12 protein-coding genes and 1 other RNA gene are annotated in these 14,866 nt (G+C 62.1%); 5 read left to right on the forward strand and 8 right to left on the reverse strand.

Translation table 11 applies throughout. The features are described from left to right. Positions 1 to 33: 33 nt before the first annotated feature. Entirely contained in the window at positions 34 to 2,409 is a 2,376-nt protein-coding gene (locus ACQKP1_RS11870) for a putative bifunctional diguanylate cyclase/phosphodiesterase (RefSeq protein ID WP_427275374.1), read from the forward strand. Position 2,410: 1 nt separating this feature from the next. Here ACQKP1_RS11870 and ACQKP1_RS11875 read toward each other — a convergent pair whose 3' ends face one another. The 6 genes from ACQKP1_RS11875 to ACQKP1_RS11900 all read right to left on the reverse strand — a co-directional run bounded on the left by ACQKP1_RS11875 (position 2,411) and on the right by ACQKP1_RS11900 (position 7,889). Further along, positions 2,411 to 4,006 (reverse strand): Do family serine endopeptidase, encoded by a 1,596-nt coding sequence (locus tag ACQKP1_RS11875; RefSeq protein WP_427275375.1) that lies wholly within the window; start codon positions 4,004 to 4,006, stop codon positions 2,411 to 2,413. A 110-nt stretch (positions 4,007 to 4,116) separates the two neighbouring features. Continuing rightward, complete coding sequence (locus tag ACQKP1_RS11880; protein ID WP_427275376.1) at positions 4,117 to 4,302, reverse strand: DUF2065 domain-containing protein; 186 nt, start codon at positions 4,300 to 4,302, stop codon at positions 4,117 to 4,119. 4 nt (positions 4,303 to 4,306) lie between these two features. Continuing rightward, entirely contained in the window at positions 4,307 to 5,263 is a 957-nt protein-coding gene (gene hflC / locus ACQKP1_RS11885) for a protease modulator HflC (RefSeq protein ID WP_427275377.1), read from the reverse strand. Position 5,264: 1 nt separating this feature from the next. Then, positions 5,265 to 6,398 (reverse strand): FtsH protease activity modulator HflK, encoded by a 1,134-nt coding sequence (gene hflK, locus ACQKP1_RS11890; RefSeq protein ID WP_427275378.1) that lies wholly within the window; start codon positions 6,396 to 6,398, stop codon positions 5,265 to 5,267. 152 nt (positions 6,399 to 6,550) lie between these two features. Continuing rightward, on the reverse strand, positions 6,551 to 7,072 hold the full coding sequence (locus ACQKP1_RS11895) for a dihydrofolate reductase (RefSeq protein ID WP_427275379.1): 522 nt from the start codon (positions 7,070 to 7,072) through the stop codon (positions 6,551 to 6,553). Between the two features lie 22 nt (positions 7,073 to 7,094). After that, positions 7,095 to 7,889, reverse strand: coding sequence for a thymidylate synthase (locus tag ACQKP1_RS11900; RefSeq protein WP_203016565.1), 795 nt, complete (start codon positions 7,887 to 7,889; stop codon positions 7,095 to 7,097). A gap of 115 nt (positions 7,890 to 8,004) precedes the next feature. Here ACQKP1_RS11900 and ssrA point away from each other — a divergent pair. From ssrA to ACQKP1_RS11920, 4 genes are all read left to right on the forward strand, one after another. After that, positions 8,005 to 8,381: a transfer-messenger RNA gene (gene ssrA / locus ACQKP1_RS11905) on the forward strand. Positions 8,382 to 8,563: 182 nt separating this feature from the next. Further along, a complete protein-coding gene (locus ACQKP1_RS11910; RefSeq protein WP_427275380.1) occupies positions 8,564 to 9,067 on the forward strand; it encodes an SspB family protein in 504 nt (167 codons plus the stop codon). Positions 9,068 to 9,116: 49 nt separating this feature from the next. After that, complete coding sequence (locus ACQKP1_RS11915) at positions 9,117 to 9,305, forward strand: DUF4169 family protein (protein WP_427275381.1); 189 nt, start codon at positions 9,117 to 9,119, stop codon at positions 9,303 to 9,305. Between the two features lie 63 nt (positions 9,306 to 9,368). Further along, a complete protein-coding gene (locus tag ACQKP1_RS11920; protein ID WP_427275382.1) occupies positions 9,369 to 9,590 on the forward strand; it encodes a ribbon-helix-helix domain-containing protein in 222 nt (73 codons plus the stop codon). A gap of 49 nt (positions 9,591 to 9,639) precedes the next feature. Here the strand turns inward: ACQKP1_RS11920 and ACQKP1_RS11925 are convergent, their stop codons facing one another. Both ACQKP1_RS11925 and ACQKP1_RS11930 read right to left on the reverse strand, forming a co-directional pair. Next, a complete protein-coding gene (locus ACQKP1_RS11925) occupies positions 9,640 to 13,371 on the reverse strand; it encodes an AsmA family protein (protein WP_427275383.1) in 3,732 nt (1,243 codons plus the stop codon). Between the two features lie 73 nt (positions 13,372 to 13,444). Then, positions 13,445 to 14,854, reverse strand: coding sequence for an FAD-binding oxidoreductase (locus ACQKP1_RS11930; RefSeq protein WP_427275384.1), 1,410 nt, complete (start codon positions 14,852 to 14,854; stop codon positions 13,445 to 13,447). Positions 14,855 to 14,866: the final 12 nt, after the last annotated feature.

A 14,866-nucleotide genomic window follows, 5' to 3' on the forward strand; every position in this document is an offset into this window, starting at 1 on the left:
CAGACTTAAAATGTATCTGCTACGAATTCCCGTATGCAGAAGATGTTTTCCGCGCATGTCGCGGCCCCGATTGTGAGCCTGTACGACCGCTTTCTGCGCCTTGGTGAAGGCAACCAGACCGCGGAAGAGGCCGAGCGTATCCGCGCGGTCCGACTGTCGGTCGTCGGCGCCAGCACGCCATGGATGATGGCGGCCAACCTCTGCAACGCGGTCCTGACAGTTTTTGCCTTTTACGGCAGCCCGTCCGCGACTGAAGTCTATGTGATCTGCGGCCTCATCCTCACTGTTGCGGTATTTACGACCCTGTCCTGGTGGCGCAATCGCAAACGCGGCATGCGCGAGCGGGCAAGCCTGCGCGGGACAGTTCGCGCGATCATTTATGCCGCGATCCTGAGCGGCCTCTGGGCAGCCCTCGATGTGGCCGCCTACCACACGGCCGACGAAACACAACGCATGGTGCTGATCGCGCTCACCGTCGGTATGGCCGGCGGCGGCGGCTTCGCCCTGGCGACCATCCCGCCGGCATCGATCGTCTTTTGCGGCACCGTTGCCGTCGGGGCCGCGCTCGCTCTCTCGCGAGATCCGACGGTTGTCGGCGCTTATCTCTTCGTCCTCTACCTGATCTTTGCTGCAATCATCATCCGCTCATCGCTCGCTGTCTGCCGGAGCCTGACGGAGCGCGTCCGGGCCAAGCTTGCCGCCGACGAGCAGCGCGACGTCATCAATCTGTTGCTGAACGACTTCGAAGAGAATGCGGCTGACTGGTTGTGGGGCACAGACGAGAACCTCAACCTGGTGCGCGCCTCCAGCCGCTTCTACGATCAGATGCAGGTTCCGGAAGCCATGGTGATCGGCAAGCCGCTGACCGGGATCATGCCCTTCGCCGAAGTCGGGGTCGACGGCATGGACTGCAAGGAGAACTTCATCACCTGTCTTGAGGCGCGCCAGTCCTTCCGTGATCAGGACATCTGTGTCGAACTCGGAGGCGAACTGGCGATCTGGTCGCTGACCGCAAAGGCGATCCAGGACGAGACCGGACAGTTCTGCGGCTATCGCGGAGTGGGCCGCGATGTCACCGCCAGCCGTGAAAGCCGGCTGCGGATCGAACACATGGCCCGACACGATCCGTTGACGGAAGTCGGCAACCGGGTTCTCCTTTCCGAAGATTTCGAACGCGCGGTATCGCGTTATCAACGCTTCGGCGACCCTTTCTCGGTCCTGCTGCTGGATCTTGATCGTTTCAAGCATATCAACGACAATTTCGGCCATGCCGGCGGCGACGAACTGCTGCGCGCTATTGCCAGCATTCTGAGCCAGATCCGCGGCGAGAGCGACACGCTGGCGCGCATTGGCGGTGATGAGTTCGCGATCCTGCATGTGACGGGCGACGATCCGCAGAGCGCCGCGAGCCTCGCCTCCCGCATCATCGAAAGCCTCAGCAAGCCGATCAGCCTCCGCTGCGGCACGGCCCATGTCGGCGTCAGCATCGGCATTGCCTGCGCCCCGATCGATGGCACTGATCCGGACCAGTTGATGCGCAATGCAGATCTTGCCCTTTATCGGGCCAAGACAGACGGACGCAACCGTTACCGCTTCTTCGATAGCTCGCTGGATGCCGCTGCGCGACGCCGCAATCTGATCGAACAGGAACTGGCGCTTGCGGTTGCCCAGGAGAGCCTGACCGTCAACTTCCAGCCGCTCGTCGACGCCCAGAGCCGGCAGGTGGTCTGTGCCGAGGCATTGCTGCGGTGGAACCATCCGACGCTCGGGCCCATCAGCCCCGGCGAATTCATCCCGATCGCCGAAGAATCCGGCCAGATCAGCGCAATCGGTAGCTGGGTGCTGCGTCAGGCCTGCAAGCACGCCGTCAACTGGCCGGACCACATCCGCGTTGCCGTCAATCTGTCCTCACGTCAGTTTCTGAGCCCGGGCCTCTTGCCGCTTGTCGAAAGCGCGCTGAAGCAGAACGGGCTTCCCGCGCACCGTCTGGAACTGGAGGTGACGGAAAGTCTGCTGATGCAAACCACAATCGGGGTCGAACAGACCCTTGCCTCCCTGGCAAGGCTCGGACTTCGCATTGCGCTCGACGACTTCGGGACGGGCTTCTCTTCCTTGAGCTACCTGCGCCAGTATCGCTTCGACAAGTTGAAGATCGATCAGTCCTTTATTTCGGACCTCGAGACCAATGCCGACAGCCGCGCCATCGTCGACGCCGTGATCCGTCTTGCGCGTGACCTGCGCATGAGCATTGCGGCAGAAGGCGTCGAAACCAGAGGTCAGTTCGACCTGTTGCGGCAAATGGGCTGCGGCGAGATCCAGGGCTTCCTCGTCGGCCGACCGATGCCGGTCGACCAGTTCGAGGAGTATTTGAGACAGAACAGCATCTCGGTCGAGCGGCTCTACGCCTGAACTATTCGAGTGGAACCGCCACGAGACGGAGATTGCCGTCCTTGTCGGCAATCATCAGATAGCCGCTGCGGCGTCCCTCACCCTTGATGTTGGTCAGCTTCTCGGCCACTTGCTGCGGTGTTCTCATGAACTCCTGCGCCACCTCGACGATCACCTCGCCGACCTGCAGCCCCCTGCCCTCAGCCTTGGAGCCGGGAAGCACGCGGGTGATCAGAACCCCTTCAACGCCCTCGGCAATCGAGAAGCTCACACGGTTCGCATCGGTAAGCGCGGTCAGCTCGACGCCGATGAGCCCTTCCGTCACGGGCGCGCTCTGTTCGGCTTGATCAGGCGTGGCCGGAGCCTCACCCTGCTCGTCTCCGTCAGGAGCCTCCTCGCCGGCAGGCGGCTCTGCAGGCGCCTGCTGATCGCCGTCGGGCGCCGTGCCCTCCTCGTCGGGCTCGACCGTGGTTTCTGGATCCGTCTCGTTGCTCGCGACCTCGTCATCATCAAGACGCCCAAGGGTCACCTTCACCGTCTGTTCCTGTCCGTCGCGCAGGATGACTACGTCGAGCGGTTCGCCGATCGGACTTTCGGCCACAATGCGGGTGAGGTCGCGGGTTTCGGAAATCGCACGTCCATTGAAACGCGTGATGATGTCGCCGACCTGGATCGGGCCATTGGCGACAGGGCCACCTTCGACAATGCCGCTGATCAGGGCGCCACGGGCGCGGTCGATATTCAGGCTCTGCGCCACCTCGTCGGAAACCGGCTGGATGCGAACCCCGAGCCAGCCACGGCGAGTTTCACCGAACTCGATCAATTGATTGACGATGTTCTCCGCCAATTCCGTCGGGACGGCAAAACCGATGCCGATCGATCCACCACTCGGCGATATGATCGCCGTGTTGATCCCGATCACCTCGCCGCTCATGTTGAACAGCGGTCCACCGGAATTGCCCTTGTTGATCGCCGCATCCGTCTGGATGAAGTTGTCATAGGGGCCGGCATTGATATTGCGGCCGCTCGCCGAGATGATGCCGACCGTCACCGAACCGCCTAGGCCGAACGGATTGCCGATCGCCATGACCCAGTCGCCAATGCGCATCTTCGTCGAATCGCCGAACTTCACCGCTGTCAGCGGCTGCGGCGGCTCGACCTTGAGAACGGACAGATCGGTCTTCGTGTCGGTGCCGATCAGCGTCGCCTTCAGCTTCGAACCGTCGGAGAAAATGACCTCGATATCGTCGGCGTTTTCGATCACGTGATTGTTGGTGACGATGAAGCCCGTCGGGTCGATCACAAAGCCGGAGCCAAGCGAGTTCACTTTGTTGCTCGTGCCCCCGCCTTCGCGGTTCCGGTAGAAGTCTTCGAACAACTCCTGGAAGGGCGAGCCCTCCGGAACCTGCGGGCGCGGACCCTCGCCCTCTTCGGCGACGCTTTGCGACGTCGAGATATTGACGACGGCACCGAGCAGGCCGCTCGCGAGATCCGCAACGGATTCAGGCCCTTGCTGCGCCACCGCCGGGATGGGCGACGCCACGGCACCGACGGTCACGGCCGTTCCCGTGAGAAGCGCCGAGAGAATCATTCGCGACGCGCGGGCAGGTTTCATCATCGGCTTCCTCACTGGATTGTCTGGAGTCTGAGTGAACATAAGGCGGAATGGGCTGAGGGAAAATCACAATTGCCGGAAGAGATCTAACCTCAACTTGCGACCACATCTTGTCAGCCGCGCACCCACCAGACGATTGCCACGCCCGTGGTGATCGCGGTGAGGCCAAGCAATCGAAGCTGATCCTCCGGGATCTGTGGCAGAAGCCGCGCCATCCGCACAAGAAAACGAGGGGCCAGCGCATAGGCCAGCCCCTCGATAATCAGAAATATGGCGATCCCTGCGAGCAGGTCGTCCATGATGTCAGTTGCCGGCAGGCGCCGGCGGTGGGGCCGGTTGCTGGGCGGCAGCAGGTGCAGGTGCCACGGTCGCCGAGTTGCCCGTACCGGCTCCGCTGTTGAAGAAGCGGAAGAAGTCGCTGTCGGGCGACAGCACCATCGTCGTGCCCTGATTGCTCAGTGAACCGACATAGGCGCGCATCGAGCGATAGAACTCGAAGAAGGCCGGGTCGCGCTGGAAGGCATCGGCGAAGATGCTGTTACGCTCGGCATCGCCTTCACCACGCAGGATTTCCGAATCGCGCTGCGCTCCGGCCTGCAACTCGACGACCTGACGGTCGGCGATCGCCCGGCGACGCTGGCTTTCTTCGTTACCACGCGCACGGATCAGCTCCGCTTCTGCGAGACGCTCGGCCTTCATACGCTCGAAGGTCTGCTGCGAGACTTCCTGCGTCAGGTCGGTACGACGAATGCGGACGTCGGTGACCTGCAGGCCGAGGCTTTCAGCCGCTGCCTGGAGATCGTTGCGAACGTCGGACATCATCGAGCCACGCTCTTCGGACAGCGCTGCGTCGAAGTTGCGAAGACCGTAGACGCGGCGAAGTGCGGCATCGAGACGGGTACGAAGACGCGATTCCGCAGCTTCTCGGTCGGCCGACACCGTTTCACGGAAGCGCCGTGCGTCGGTGATGCGATAGACCGCGAATGCATCGACCTCATAGAACGCACCGCCACGGACCTGAACACGGATGTCAGGCAGATCGAAGCGCAGGGCGCGGTCCTCGACATATTGCACGCGGTCGGCATCAATGAAGGCGAAGGGCAGCTTGAAATAGAGGCCCGGCTCGTTCTTCACATCCTGGATCTGACCGAAGCGCAGGACGATGGCCTGCTCACGCTCGTTGACCACAAAGATCGACGAATAGGCCAAGAACAGTGCGACGGCCAAAGCGACGAGGAAATAGGGAACACGGTTCTGCATGTCAGTTCCCTCCCGTCGTAGACTGGCCTGCGCCCTGGTTGCCCGGCTGACGCATGAGTTCGTTGAGCGGCAGGTAAGGCACGACACCCTGCTGGTCGCCCATGATGACCTTGTTCGAGTTACGCAGAACGTTCTCCATGGTCTCCAGGTAGATGCGCTGACGGGTCACGTCGGGCGCCTTGACGTATTCGTCGTAGATCGAGATGAAGCGCTGCGCCTCACCCTCGGCTTCCTTGACGACCTGATCCTTGTAGGCGGCTGCCTCTTCGCGGATCTGAGCGGCCTGGCCTCGCGCCTGACCGAGACGCTGGTTGGCGTACTGGTTGGCTTCTTCGACAAAGCGGTCTTCGTCCTGCTGGGCGCGCTGCACTTCTTCGAAGGCTTCGGCCACTTCGCGGGGCGGAGCCGCGTCTTCGATCGGAACCGCGTTGATCGCGATGCCGGCGCCATAGGTGTCCATGGTGCCCTGGATGATGTCACGAACCTGGGTGGAGATCTGTTCGCGGTTGTCGCGGAAGACATCCTGGGCCGGACGACGACCGACAACTTCACGCATGGCGCTCTCGGACACCTGCTGGAGGGTCTGGGTCGGATCTTCGAGGTTGAAGAGATAGGACTGCGGGTCCGATACGGTGTAGAGCACCGAGAACTGGACGCTGACGATGTTCTGATCGCCGCTGAGCATCAGGCCGGCGCCAGGATTGTTCGAGGTCGGACGGCTGCCGATGTTCTGCTGCTGCTCGGTGACCTTGACGATCTCGACCGATTCGATCGGCCAGAGATGGAAATGCAGGCCCGGCATCGAGATTTCTTCCTTCGGCTTGCCGAAGCGCAGTTCAACGCCGCGCTCGTCCGGCTGAACCGTGTAGATGGCCTGCATCGCCCAGAAGGCGACCAGCACAATACCGACGATCACGAATGCACCGCCGTTGAACCCGCCGGGCACGACATTCTTCAGTCGATCCTGACCTCTGCGGATCAGATCCTCCAGATCCGGGGGCTGGTTGCCGCCGCCGCCACCGCCGTTTCCGCGTGGCCGGTTTGGCCCCTGCCCCCAGGGGCCCTGATTGTTACCGCCGCCGCCGCCGCCGCCCCAAGGACCGCCGCCGCCGCCGTTTTGATTGCTCCAGGGCATCAATACCTCTTTGCTGTAAAAGCTCCCAAGTCCCCCGCCCGCTGGCCGATTGACCAGCATGCATGAGGTTCCAAAGGGTTATAGGTATCGAAGCCCTTGCTTTCAACGCGAAGAGGCCAACTTCTTCTTCGGAAAGGGCAAATTTTGCGTTATCAGGCGGCCCTGCGACGGTATATCGCGTATCGTGTGGGGTAATTGTCCTTGTCGCCGGCCGGAACGCCAATTTCCTGGACGCATTCGAACGATGCGGGATCGATCATCGGAAACGAAGTATCCCCGTCCACAACTGTCTCGACATGGGTGACATGCAGGAGATCGGCAAACGCCAGTGCCTGGCGATAAATCTCGCCACCGCCCACGACGCACACCTCGTTCACACCGAGCTCGGCCGCAATCGCCCTGCCCCGTTCGAGAGCTTCGTCGAGACTCTTCACGGTTTCGACACCCGGCATATCGAAGGCCTGACTGCGGCTGACGATGATATGCGGTCGCCCCGGCAGGGGTTTCGATCCGACCGATTCGAAGGTCTTGCGTCCCATCACCAACGGCTTGCCCATGCTGAGCGCCTTGAAGCGTTTCAGGTCAGTCGAAAGCGTCCACGGCATGTCGCCGTCGCGGCCAATGATCCCGTTCCGCGACACGGCAACGATGATGACGGTCTTGATGTCAGCCATGCCGAACCCGTTCACCGCACCGTCAGACGGCAATCGGCGCCTTGATGCTTGCATCGGCCTCATAGCCGATCAGGGTGAAGTCGTCATACGCGAAGGAAAACAGATCCTTGACGTCGGGATTGAGCTTCATGACCGGCAACGCCTTCGGCGTGCGTGTCAGCTGAAGCTTCGCCTGATCGAAATGATTGGCATAGAGATGGGCGTCGCCCAGCGTATGGACAAAGTCTCCCGGCTCGAGACCGGTCACCTGCGCAATCATCAGGGTCAGCAGCGCGTAAGAGGCGATATTGAAGGGAACGCCGAGGAAGATATCGGCCGAGCGCTGGTAGAGCTGGCAGGATAGGCGGCCATCGGCCACGTAAAACTGGAAGAGGCAGTGGCAGGGCGGAAGTGCCATCTCGTCGACCAGCGCCGGGTTCCAGGCGGTGACGATGTGGCGTCGTGAGTTCGGGTTTGTCTTGATGCTCTCGACGAGCTTCGCCATCTGGTCGATCTGCCCGCCGTCATAATCCGGCCAGGAACGCCACTGCGCACCATAGACGGGACCAAGGTCGCCGTTTTCGTCGGCCCATTCGTCCCAGATGCTGACGCCGTTTTCCTTCAGGTAGCGGATATTCGTATCGCCCTTCAGGAACCAGAGCAGTTCGTGAATGATCGACTTCAGATGCAGTCGTTTCGTCGTGATGACAGGAAAGCCTTCCGCCAGATCGAAGCGCATCTGGTAACCGAACACGGAGCGGGTGCCGGTGCCCGTGCGGTCACCGCGATCGCTGCCGGTCTCCAGAACGTGGCGCAGAAGGTCGTGATACTGGTGCATGGGTCCATCATCGAGTCGTTGTCGGCGCCATCTTATCGCCGGCCGGGCCGCGAACCAATCGGCTTCATGGGTTTTCCCCGGTCCGCGCGGCATAATCCGCGATCCTGTCGGTTAGCCTCTTTTCATCGGGAAAGGAAACACCTATATCAGCCTTGCCGGGGCTTGCTCCGGCTATGGCAATAAACGGTCGGTGTAATAAACCTATTGGACCCGGGGGCGGTACCCGGCGCCTCCACCAAAAACCGGTCGGTGACGAAGACTATTCGGACCGGCTTTTGATGGGGGCGAAATAGGATCGACAAGGGCGTAAAGATCGAACTTTTGCTCGGCATGATACCGCCGTTATCGGGTCACAAGTGTAGTTGCAAACGACAACAACGCTAAGGGTTACGCTCTCGCTGCCTAATGGCGGTGCGGGAAACCCGCTCTAAGTCCTTAGGGTTAGCCCCTTAAGGCGGGGTCCGAAGGCGCCTGGCAACAGAAGCCTTCACCTACCCTCCACGGCCAATTTACCTTCAGTCTTTTTCCATGACTTTGCTTCGGATTTCGCTGCTACCAGCAGGCCGAGATTTGATGTACATTGCGCGAACCAGTTTCACGCGTCGGGGCTTTTCCGCGCCGCCGCGTCGTGGCATAAGCCGCTGAAATCGGCATGATAACGAAAGCAGGATCTGATGGGGCACGACCATATTCGCTACGACATTCTGGCCCAGGACGCCCTCCGTGGCGTCATCCGTAAGGTCTTGGCCGAGGTTGCCGCGACGGGGCGCCTGCCGGGTGACCATCATTTCTTCATCACCTTCCTGACCGGTGCGCCAGGCGTTCGCATTTCCCAGCATCTCAAGGCAAAATATGCCGAGCAGATGACCATCGTCGTCCAGCATCAGTTCTGGGACCTGAAGGTCACCGACAGCCTCTTCGAGATCGGCCTCTCCTTCTCCGACACGCCGGAAAAGCTCGTGGTGCCCTTCAACGCCATCCGCGGCTTCTACGACCCCTCGGTGAACTTCGAACTCGAATTCGACGTACCGCTGGCCGACGAGGAAGAAGGCGAAGCCGAAATCACCGCCTATCCGCTGGAGGCCGTCGCCAAGACGGAAGAAGCGGAAGCCGGTAAGACAAAAGAGAAGAAGGAAGGCTCCGTCGTTTCGCTCGACGCCTTCCGCAAGAAGCAGTGACATGACGACGGCCGGGCTCCTGTCCGGCCTTTTCCGTGGAGTTTAGGCCATGGCCGACATCGTCAATCTCCGCCAGTTCCGCAAGGCGAAAGCCCGCGACGAGCGGGAGGCCGTGGCCGAACAGAACCGCATCAGCCATGGCAGAACCAAAGCGGAAAAAACGCTGACCAAAGCACGCAATGACAAGGCGGCCCGGCAGCACGAACAGGGGCGGATCGAGAAGCCCGAGCAGGATTGATCCGAAAAGGTGCCTGGGCGCATCGGCACAGCCATACCTCGAACATTCAAGACGGTGACCGCCATGATCCGCAAGCGCTCGATCACCCTCCACGGACACCGCACCAGTTTTTCGGTCGAAGACGCCTTCCTCGACGAGTTGAAAACCATCGCCAGGAAACGCGGTTTGAGCTTTGCAGCCCTGATCGCCGAAATCGACGAGGGCCGTGCGCTCGACTCGAACCTATCCTCTGCACTTCGCCTGTTCGTCTTGCGCGAACTCAAGCAGGCGGCTGCCTCGTTGTAAGACAAGGTCTTGGACAGAACGGCAGAGGCGAACGTCCAACGCAATTTGCTCAGTTGACCCCAGGCAGTCCCTCGAACCGCATCTCGGGCAAGGGCTGACGGATCACGCGTTCTTCCGGTGCCACTGGAAGAACGGGCGCGACGGGCACCGTTTCGGTCGTCAGGGGCTCCACCGGTGTGGCTGGCGGCACCTCCGGTTGAGCATCCAAGCTATCGGCCTCTTGTGCCGCCCGGGCTTCAGCTTCAGCCTTGAGCCGCGCCTCCTCTTCCAGCCGCAGACGTTCGGCTTCTGCCCGCGCCCGCTCTTCGGCACGCGACCGCGCCAATGCTGCCTCACGCCTCAGCCTCTGCTTTTCGAGAACGCTTGCCTGCAGCGCCTCGACCCGCCGTCGCTCGGTCTCGAAGGCACGTAGCGAGACGAAGTTTGTGAGTTCCGTGACGTCAAGTGACTGACTGGGCGAAAGGGCATCACCTCGGAAGAGGAGCCGGAAATTAGGCTCTCCTCCCTCCATGGCCGACTCTCCGGCGTTCAGGGCCACACCGATTTCACCATCGAGCACGGCGGCTCGCAGATCGAGCCGGAGCGCACCGTCGATCTTGGCCGCATCCGTCTGGTGGCTCGCCGCCTGAATGCGCAGCGTCCCGTCCGACAAGGCAAAGGGCAGGATCAACCCCGTCAGTTCCGTTCGACCATTCCCGACCAGCCGCTCGGTGATATCCCGAACCTTGTCCTCACTGATCTCCGTCCCCAGGGCGTCCACCTCGGCAGTCAGTGCCGGCATGATATCGAGATGCAAGCGGTCGAGCGTGAGGCTGCGGAACCGCGCCTCGCCAGAGCCACTGGCCGTGCCGATCAACTCGGCCGGCGTCTTGCCGGCGCCTTCGGCAACCAAAGTCACATCCATGCGTCCGGCGGGTGTTTCGGTCTCCGTCATTCCACGGCCGAGACGCAGCGCATTGATCGTCCTCAGCAGATCGCCATCCTCGAGATCGAGGCGGGCTTGCAGAAAGCCGTTTCCGTCGGTGTTGGCCACCGAGAACCGACCCTTCGCCTTGCCGCCCAGCCAGTCGCCTGCGATGTCATCGAAGCTAAGTTCGCCGGCCCTGTTCCGCAGCCTTCCGGACACATCCGTCATGGCCTCTGCCGCACCGGGCCAGAATTGCTTGACGGTCAGGCCTAGATCGAGATCGAAGGGCAAGCTGGCGGCGCCGAGAGCCGCTTCCGACAACGCGCCATCAACCGGATCCGTGAGCAGGCCGACCATGGTCGCCGCAAGCCAGCCGAGATCGAGTTCATCGAGGCTCACAGTGCCGGCTATCGAGGGAACGGATCCCGTCAGGGTCACCTGCCCCACAGCCTCGACCTGTTGTCCACCGATCGTCCCAGTCATGCGTTCGATCGCAAGCTGGTTATCGGCCAGTGAGAATTGGGTCTCCCCCTTGACCGGAAGACCCGTCGCCGCATCGGGAAGGCTAAGACCCAGAGCCATCAGATAAGGGCCGATATCCTGGCTGTCGAGCGAAACATCCCACTCGCCATCCAGCATGCCGGGTGTGTCGAAAGCCGTCAGCTGCGCCGTCGCCTCGAGCGTGGTCGCAGGCCCCGCAAAACGCACCATGGCGTCGGCATTGCCTTCGCCCGCAGCGTTCATCGTCAGGGTCAGGACGCCACCTTCACCGGTGGTCCATGGCAGCGGATCAAAACCGGCCTGCCCGAGAAGGACCTGCGCCTCCTCGTTCTCCAGCCGGATTTCGACGCTGCGTTTGCCACCCGTGAGAAACGCGGAGATCGCGTCAGCCTCGGCCGTCACGGCAAGCGCAGTCTGGTCGACACGACCGGTCAGGCCAAGCGTCACGGCACTTGCCTTCGTCACCTGCAGCCGGCCCTTGATGTCGGTTTGCGGATACCATTGGGCACTTTGGGCCAGCCGGTCGATGAGAGCACTCGCCGGCAGGCGCTCCCTGAGGAGCGCAAGGAACGGACCTGGGTCGTCGGAGACGAAGCTGATTTCCGCCTCCCCGGCTGGCGAGGCCAGCGTATTCCGCAGGGTGCCGGTCACCCGGATAGCGCTGCCTGCGACGCTGCCGAGATTGAACCTCTCGATCGAAAGCTGCCCCGCCTCGTATGTAGCAATCGCCTCGACGTCTTCGGCGGTCACACCGAAGGCGCGCAGCGCACCCACCTTCAGACGGGTCGCGACCCGTTCGGCGAGCAGCCGCTGTTCGGCATCCTCGCCGACGACCAGCGCGGCGATCGCCCGTGCTGCATCGAGATCGAGACCGTCCCCGGTCAGATCGATGGAGAGGCTCGGCGCTTGACCGCTTGGTGATTCCCGCTCGATCCGCCCCTTCAGTGGCTCCGAGCCGATCGCAAGCTCCAGATTTTCGAAGCGCTGCAATTCGGGTGTAAGGTTGACCGAGGCCGAGAAACCGGCCGAGGAAAGGCCACGGATCGACGGGTCGACACGCCCCGCAATCCAGGTGGCGAGGCCCGAAGGCTGGGTGGACGCGATCAGCAAATTGCCCTGGAAGGAGGGTGTGCCCACGAGCGCCAGGCGGCCGCTTGCCTCGACCTGTGTGCGGCCCGGCAAGAGGGCGACGGCCTTCTCAACGGTCCAGCCATTGCCCGCAGGGCGCACATCGAGCTGCAGGTCGCGAAACACGGTATCGCCGGCCACGATCGCCGGCAGACGCAGCGTCGCCCGTCCGGGAACCTTGGGGATCGGGATTTCTGCGGCGGTCGCGAGCAGGAGCGCCAGACGCTGCTGAACAGATACGGTACCGTTTCGCGAGGTCTTTGCCCGGCTGCCATCGACAGCCAGCCTGTTGACGTCGACTTGCTGGCCCTCGGCCGTCAGCAGGAACTCCGGATTTGCACCGGTGTCGAGCTTGGCTTCGCCTGAGATCACGTAAGGATCGACGGCATCGCCGAGTTCGAGGCGATAGCTCGGAACCGTGATGCTGTCATTTGCGAGTTTGAACTCGCCGCGCATCCGAGGCGCTGGCACCGGCGTCTGCCCAGCTTCCAGAGCCTCGGCCGGTCTCGCGATCTTCCAGGTGGACGAGAAGCTGCCGGCGTATTGCGGCTTGCCCTCTTCCAGCGCCAGTTCTCCTTCGAGCATCAGGTCGAAGGGACGCGCTTCCGGATCGATCCGCAAGCGAAGCGGAAGCGAAACGCTCGAAAATTCCGAGGTGGTCAGGCCGAACTGCCCGGCCTCTCCGTCGAGCACCGCCCTGCCCTGGACCGACCAGGGCCCCGCAAGCGTGCGTGCAGACAGAGCAGCGTCGAGCTCGGTGAGCATGCGATTGCGCCCCGACTGCTCGTCGATGAACTCGACCGTGCCGCCGGTAACGGAGACCTTTTCCAGAACGACGGTGCGCGCAGGGATGCTGGGTCTGCTGCCGCGCAACCAGTCCAGCGTCCCGTCGGGCCGAAGCCGGATGCGTGCCTTCGGCTCCTCGATGCGCATGTCGAAGATGCGCGCCTCTCCGGACAGGAAGGGCGCAAGCTCCGCATCGAGCGAGAAGCGAGAAACCCGGACAAGCGGTGTGCCGTCCACATCGGTTCCGACGGTTACATCCTCCATGGTGACGGAAGGGAACGGCAGGAGACGGGCACTGACGCTGCCATGCACGACGACCTTCTTGCCGAGCAACTGGCTTGCCTGGTCCTCGAAGTCGCGGCGGAAATTGGTCCAGTCGACAAACAAGGGGGCGAGCAGCGCTGCAAAGAGCGCAACCACCAGAAGGCCGCCAAACGTTACCAGTATGCGTCCGAGCACCGAATGCCACTCCCTTGATTACGGCCCGAAGGTAACGCAATTCACCGCATGGGCAACCCGCAAGCTCTTGCAGTCACAGGCGAAAGATCTTGCCGGGATTGAAAATATTGTCTGGATCGAGCCCTGCCTTGATCGCACGCATGGCAGGCAGCGCCGATCCCAGTTCCTGCTCGAGATAGCTGATCTTGCCCTGTCCGATACCATGCTCTCCGGTGCAGGTGCCTTCCATGGCAAGCGCCCGCCCGTTCAGCCGCTCCAGGAAGGCTTCAGCCTTCTCGACATCAGCGGCGTCCTTGTCGTTGAACAGCAGCAGAACATGAAAATTGCCGTCACCGGCATGGCCGACAATCGGCGCCAGAAAACCCTGTTCGCGAATATCAGCCTGCGTCGCTGCCACGCATTCGGCGAGACGCGAAATCGGCACGCAGACATCCGTCGACAGGGCCGAAAGCTCCGGTGCCAGCGCCCGGCTTGCCCAATAGGCGTTGTGGCGCGCTTTCCAGAGCTGGTTCCGCTCTTCCGCGTTGGCGGTATAGGCAAATTCTCCACCGCCGAACTCAGCCGCGATCTCGCCGAACTGTTCTGCCTGGAGCGCCACCGTCTCTTCCGTCCCATGGAACTCGATGAACAAGGTCGGACGCTCGGCATAGGAAAGCTTGGAATAAGCGTTGCAGGCGCGGATCTGCATCTCGTCCAGGAGTTCGATGCGCGCCACCGGGATCCCCAACTGGATCGTCATGATGACCGCATTGCAGGCGTCTTCGAGCGTCGGGAAAGCTACGACGCCGCCGCTGATCTTCGCCGGAATGCCTTGCAGCCTGAGCGTGATCGAGGTGATGACCCCGAGCGTCCCTTCCGAACCGACGAAGAGCCGCGTCAGATCATAGCCAGCCGAGGACTTGCGGGCCCGCTGCGCGGTGCGGATCTCCTCGCCATCGGCCGTCACCGCCGTCAGCGCCAGCACATTGTCTTTCATCGTGCCGTAACGCACCGCATTGGTACCGGATGCACGCGTTGCAGCCATGCCGCCGAGCGACGCATTCGCGCCCGGATCAATCGGGAAGAAGAGACCGGTGTCTCGCAGATAGGTGTTGAGATCCTCGCGCGTCACGCCGGGTTCGACCGTGCAGTCCAGATCCTCTGCATTGACCGCGAGGATCCGGTTCATTCGGCTGAAATCGATCGATATCCCGCCGCAAGGTGCGTTCACCTGCCCTTCCAGAGAGGAGCCCGTGCCGAAGGGCACGACCGGCACGCGATGCGTGGCGCAGATCCGCACGACCTCTCGAACATCCTCGCTACTCTCGGCGAAGACGACCCCATCCGGTCGCTGTGAAGGCAGATAGGTGGTGGTGTGGCTGTGCTGGTTACGGAAAGACTGACCTGTCTGGAAGCGCTCTCCGAAACGCTGCTTGAGGAGCGGCAAGGCCATAGCGATGCCTTCTTCATTGCGTTTGCCGTCGATCACATCCTTGCGGGCCATCCGCGACCTCCC

The sequence above is a fragment of the Allorhizobium sp. NPDC080224 genome (genome assembly GCF_050281005.1).
GTDB lineage: Bacteria > Pseudomonadota > Alphaproteobacteria > Rhizobiales > Rhizobiaceae > Allorhizobium.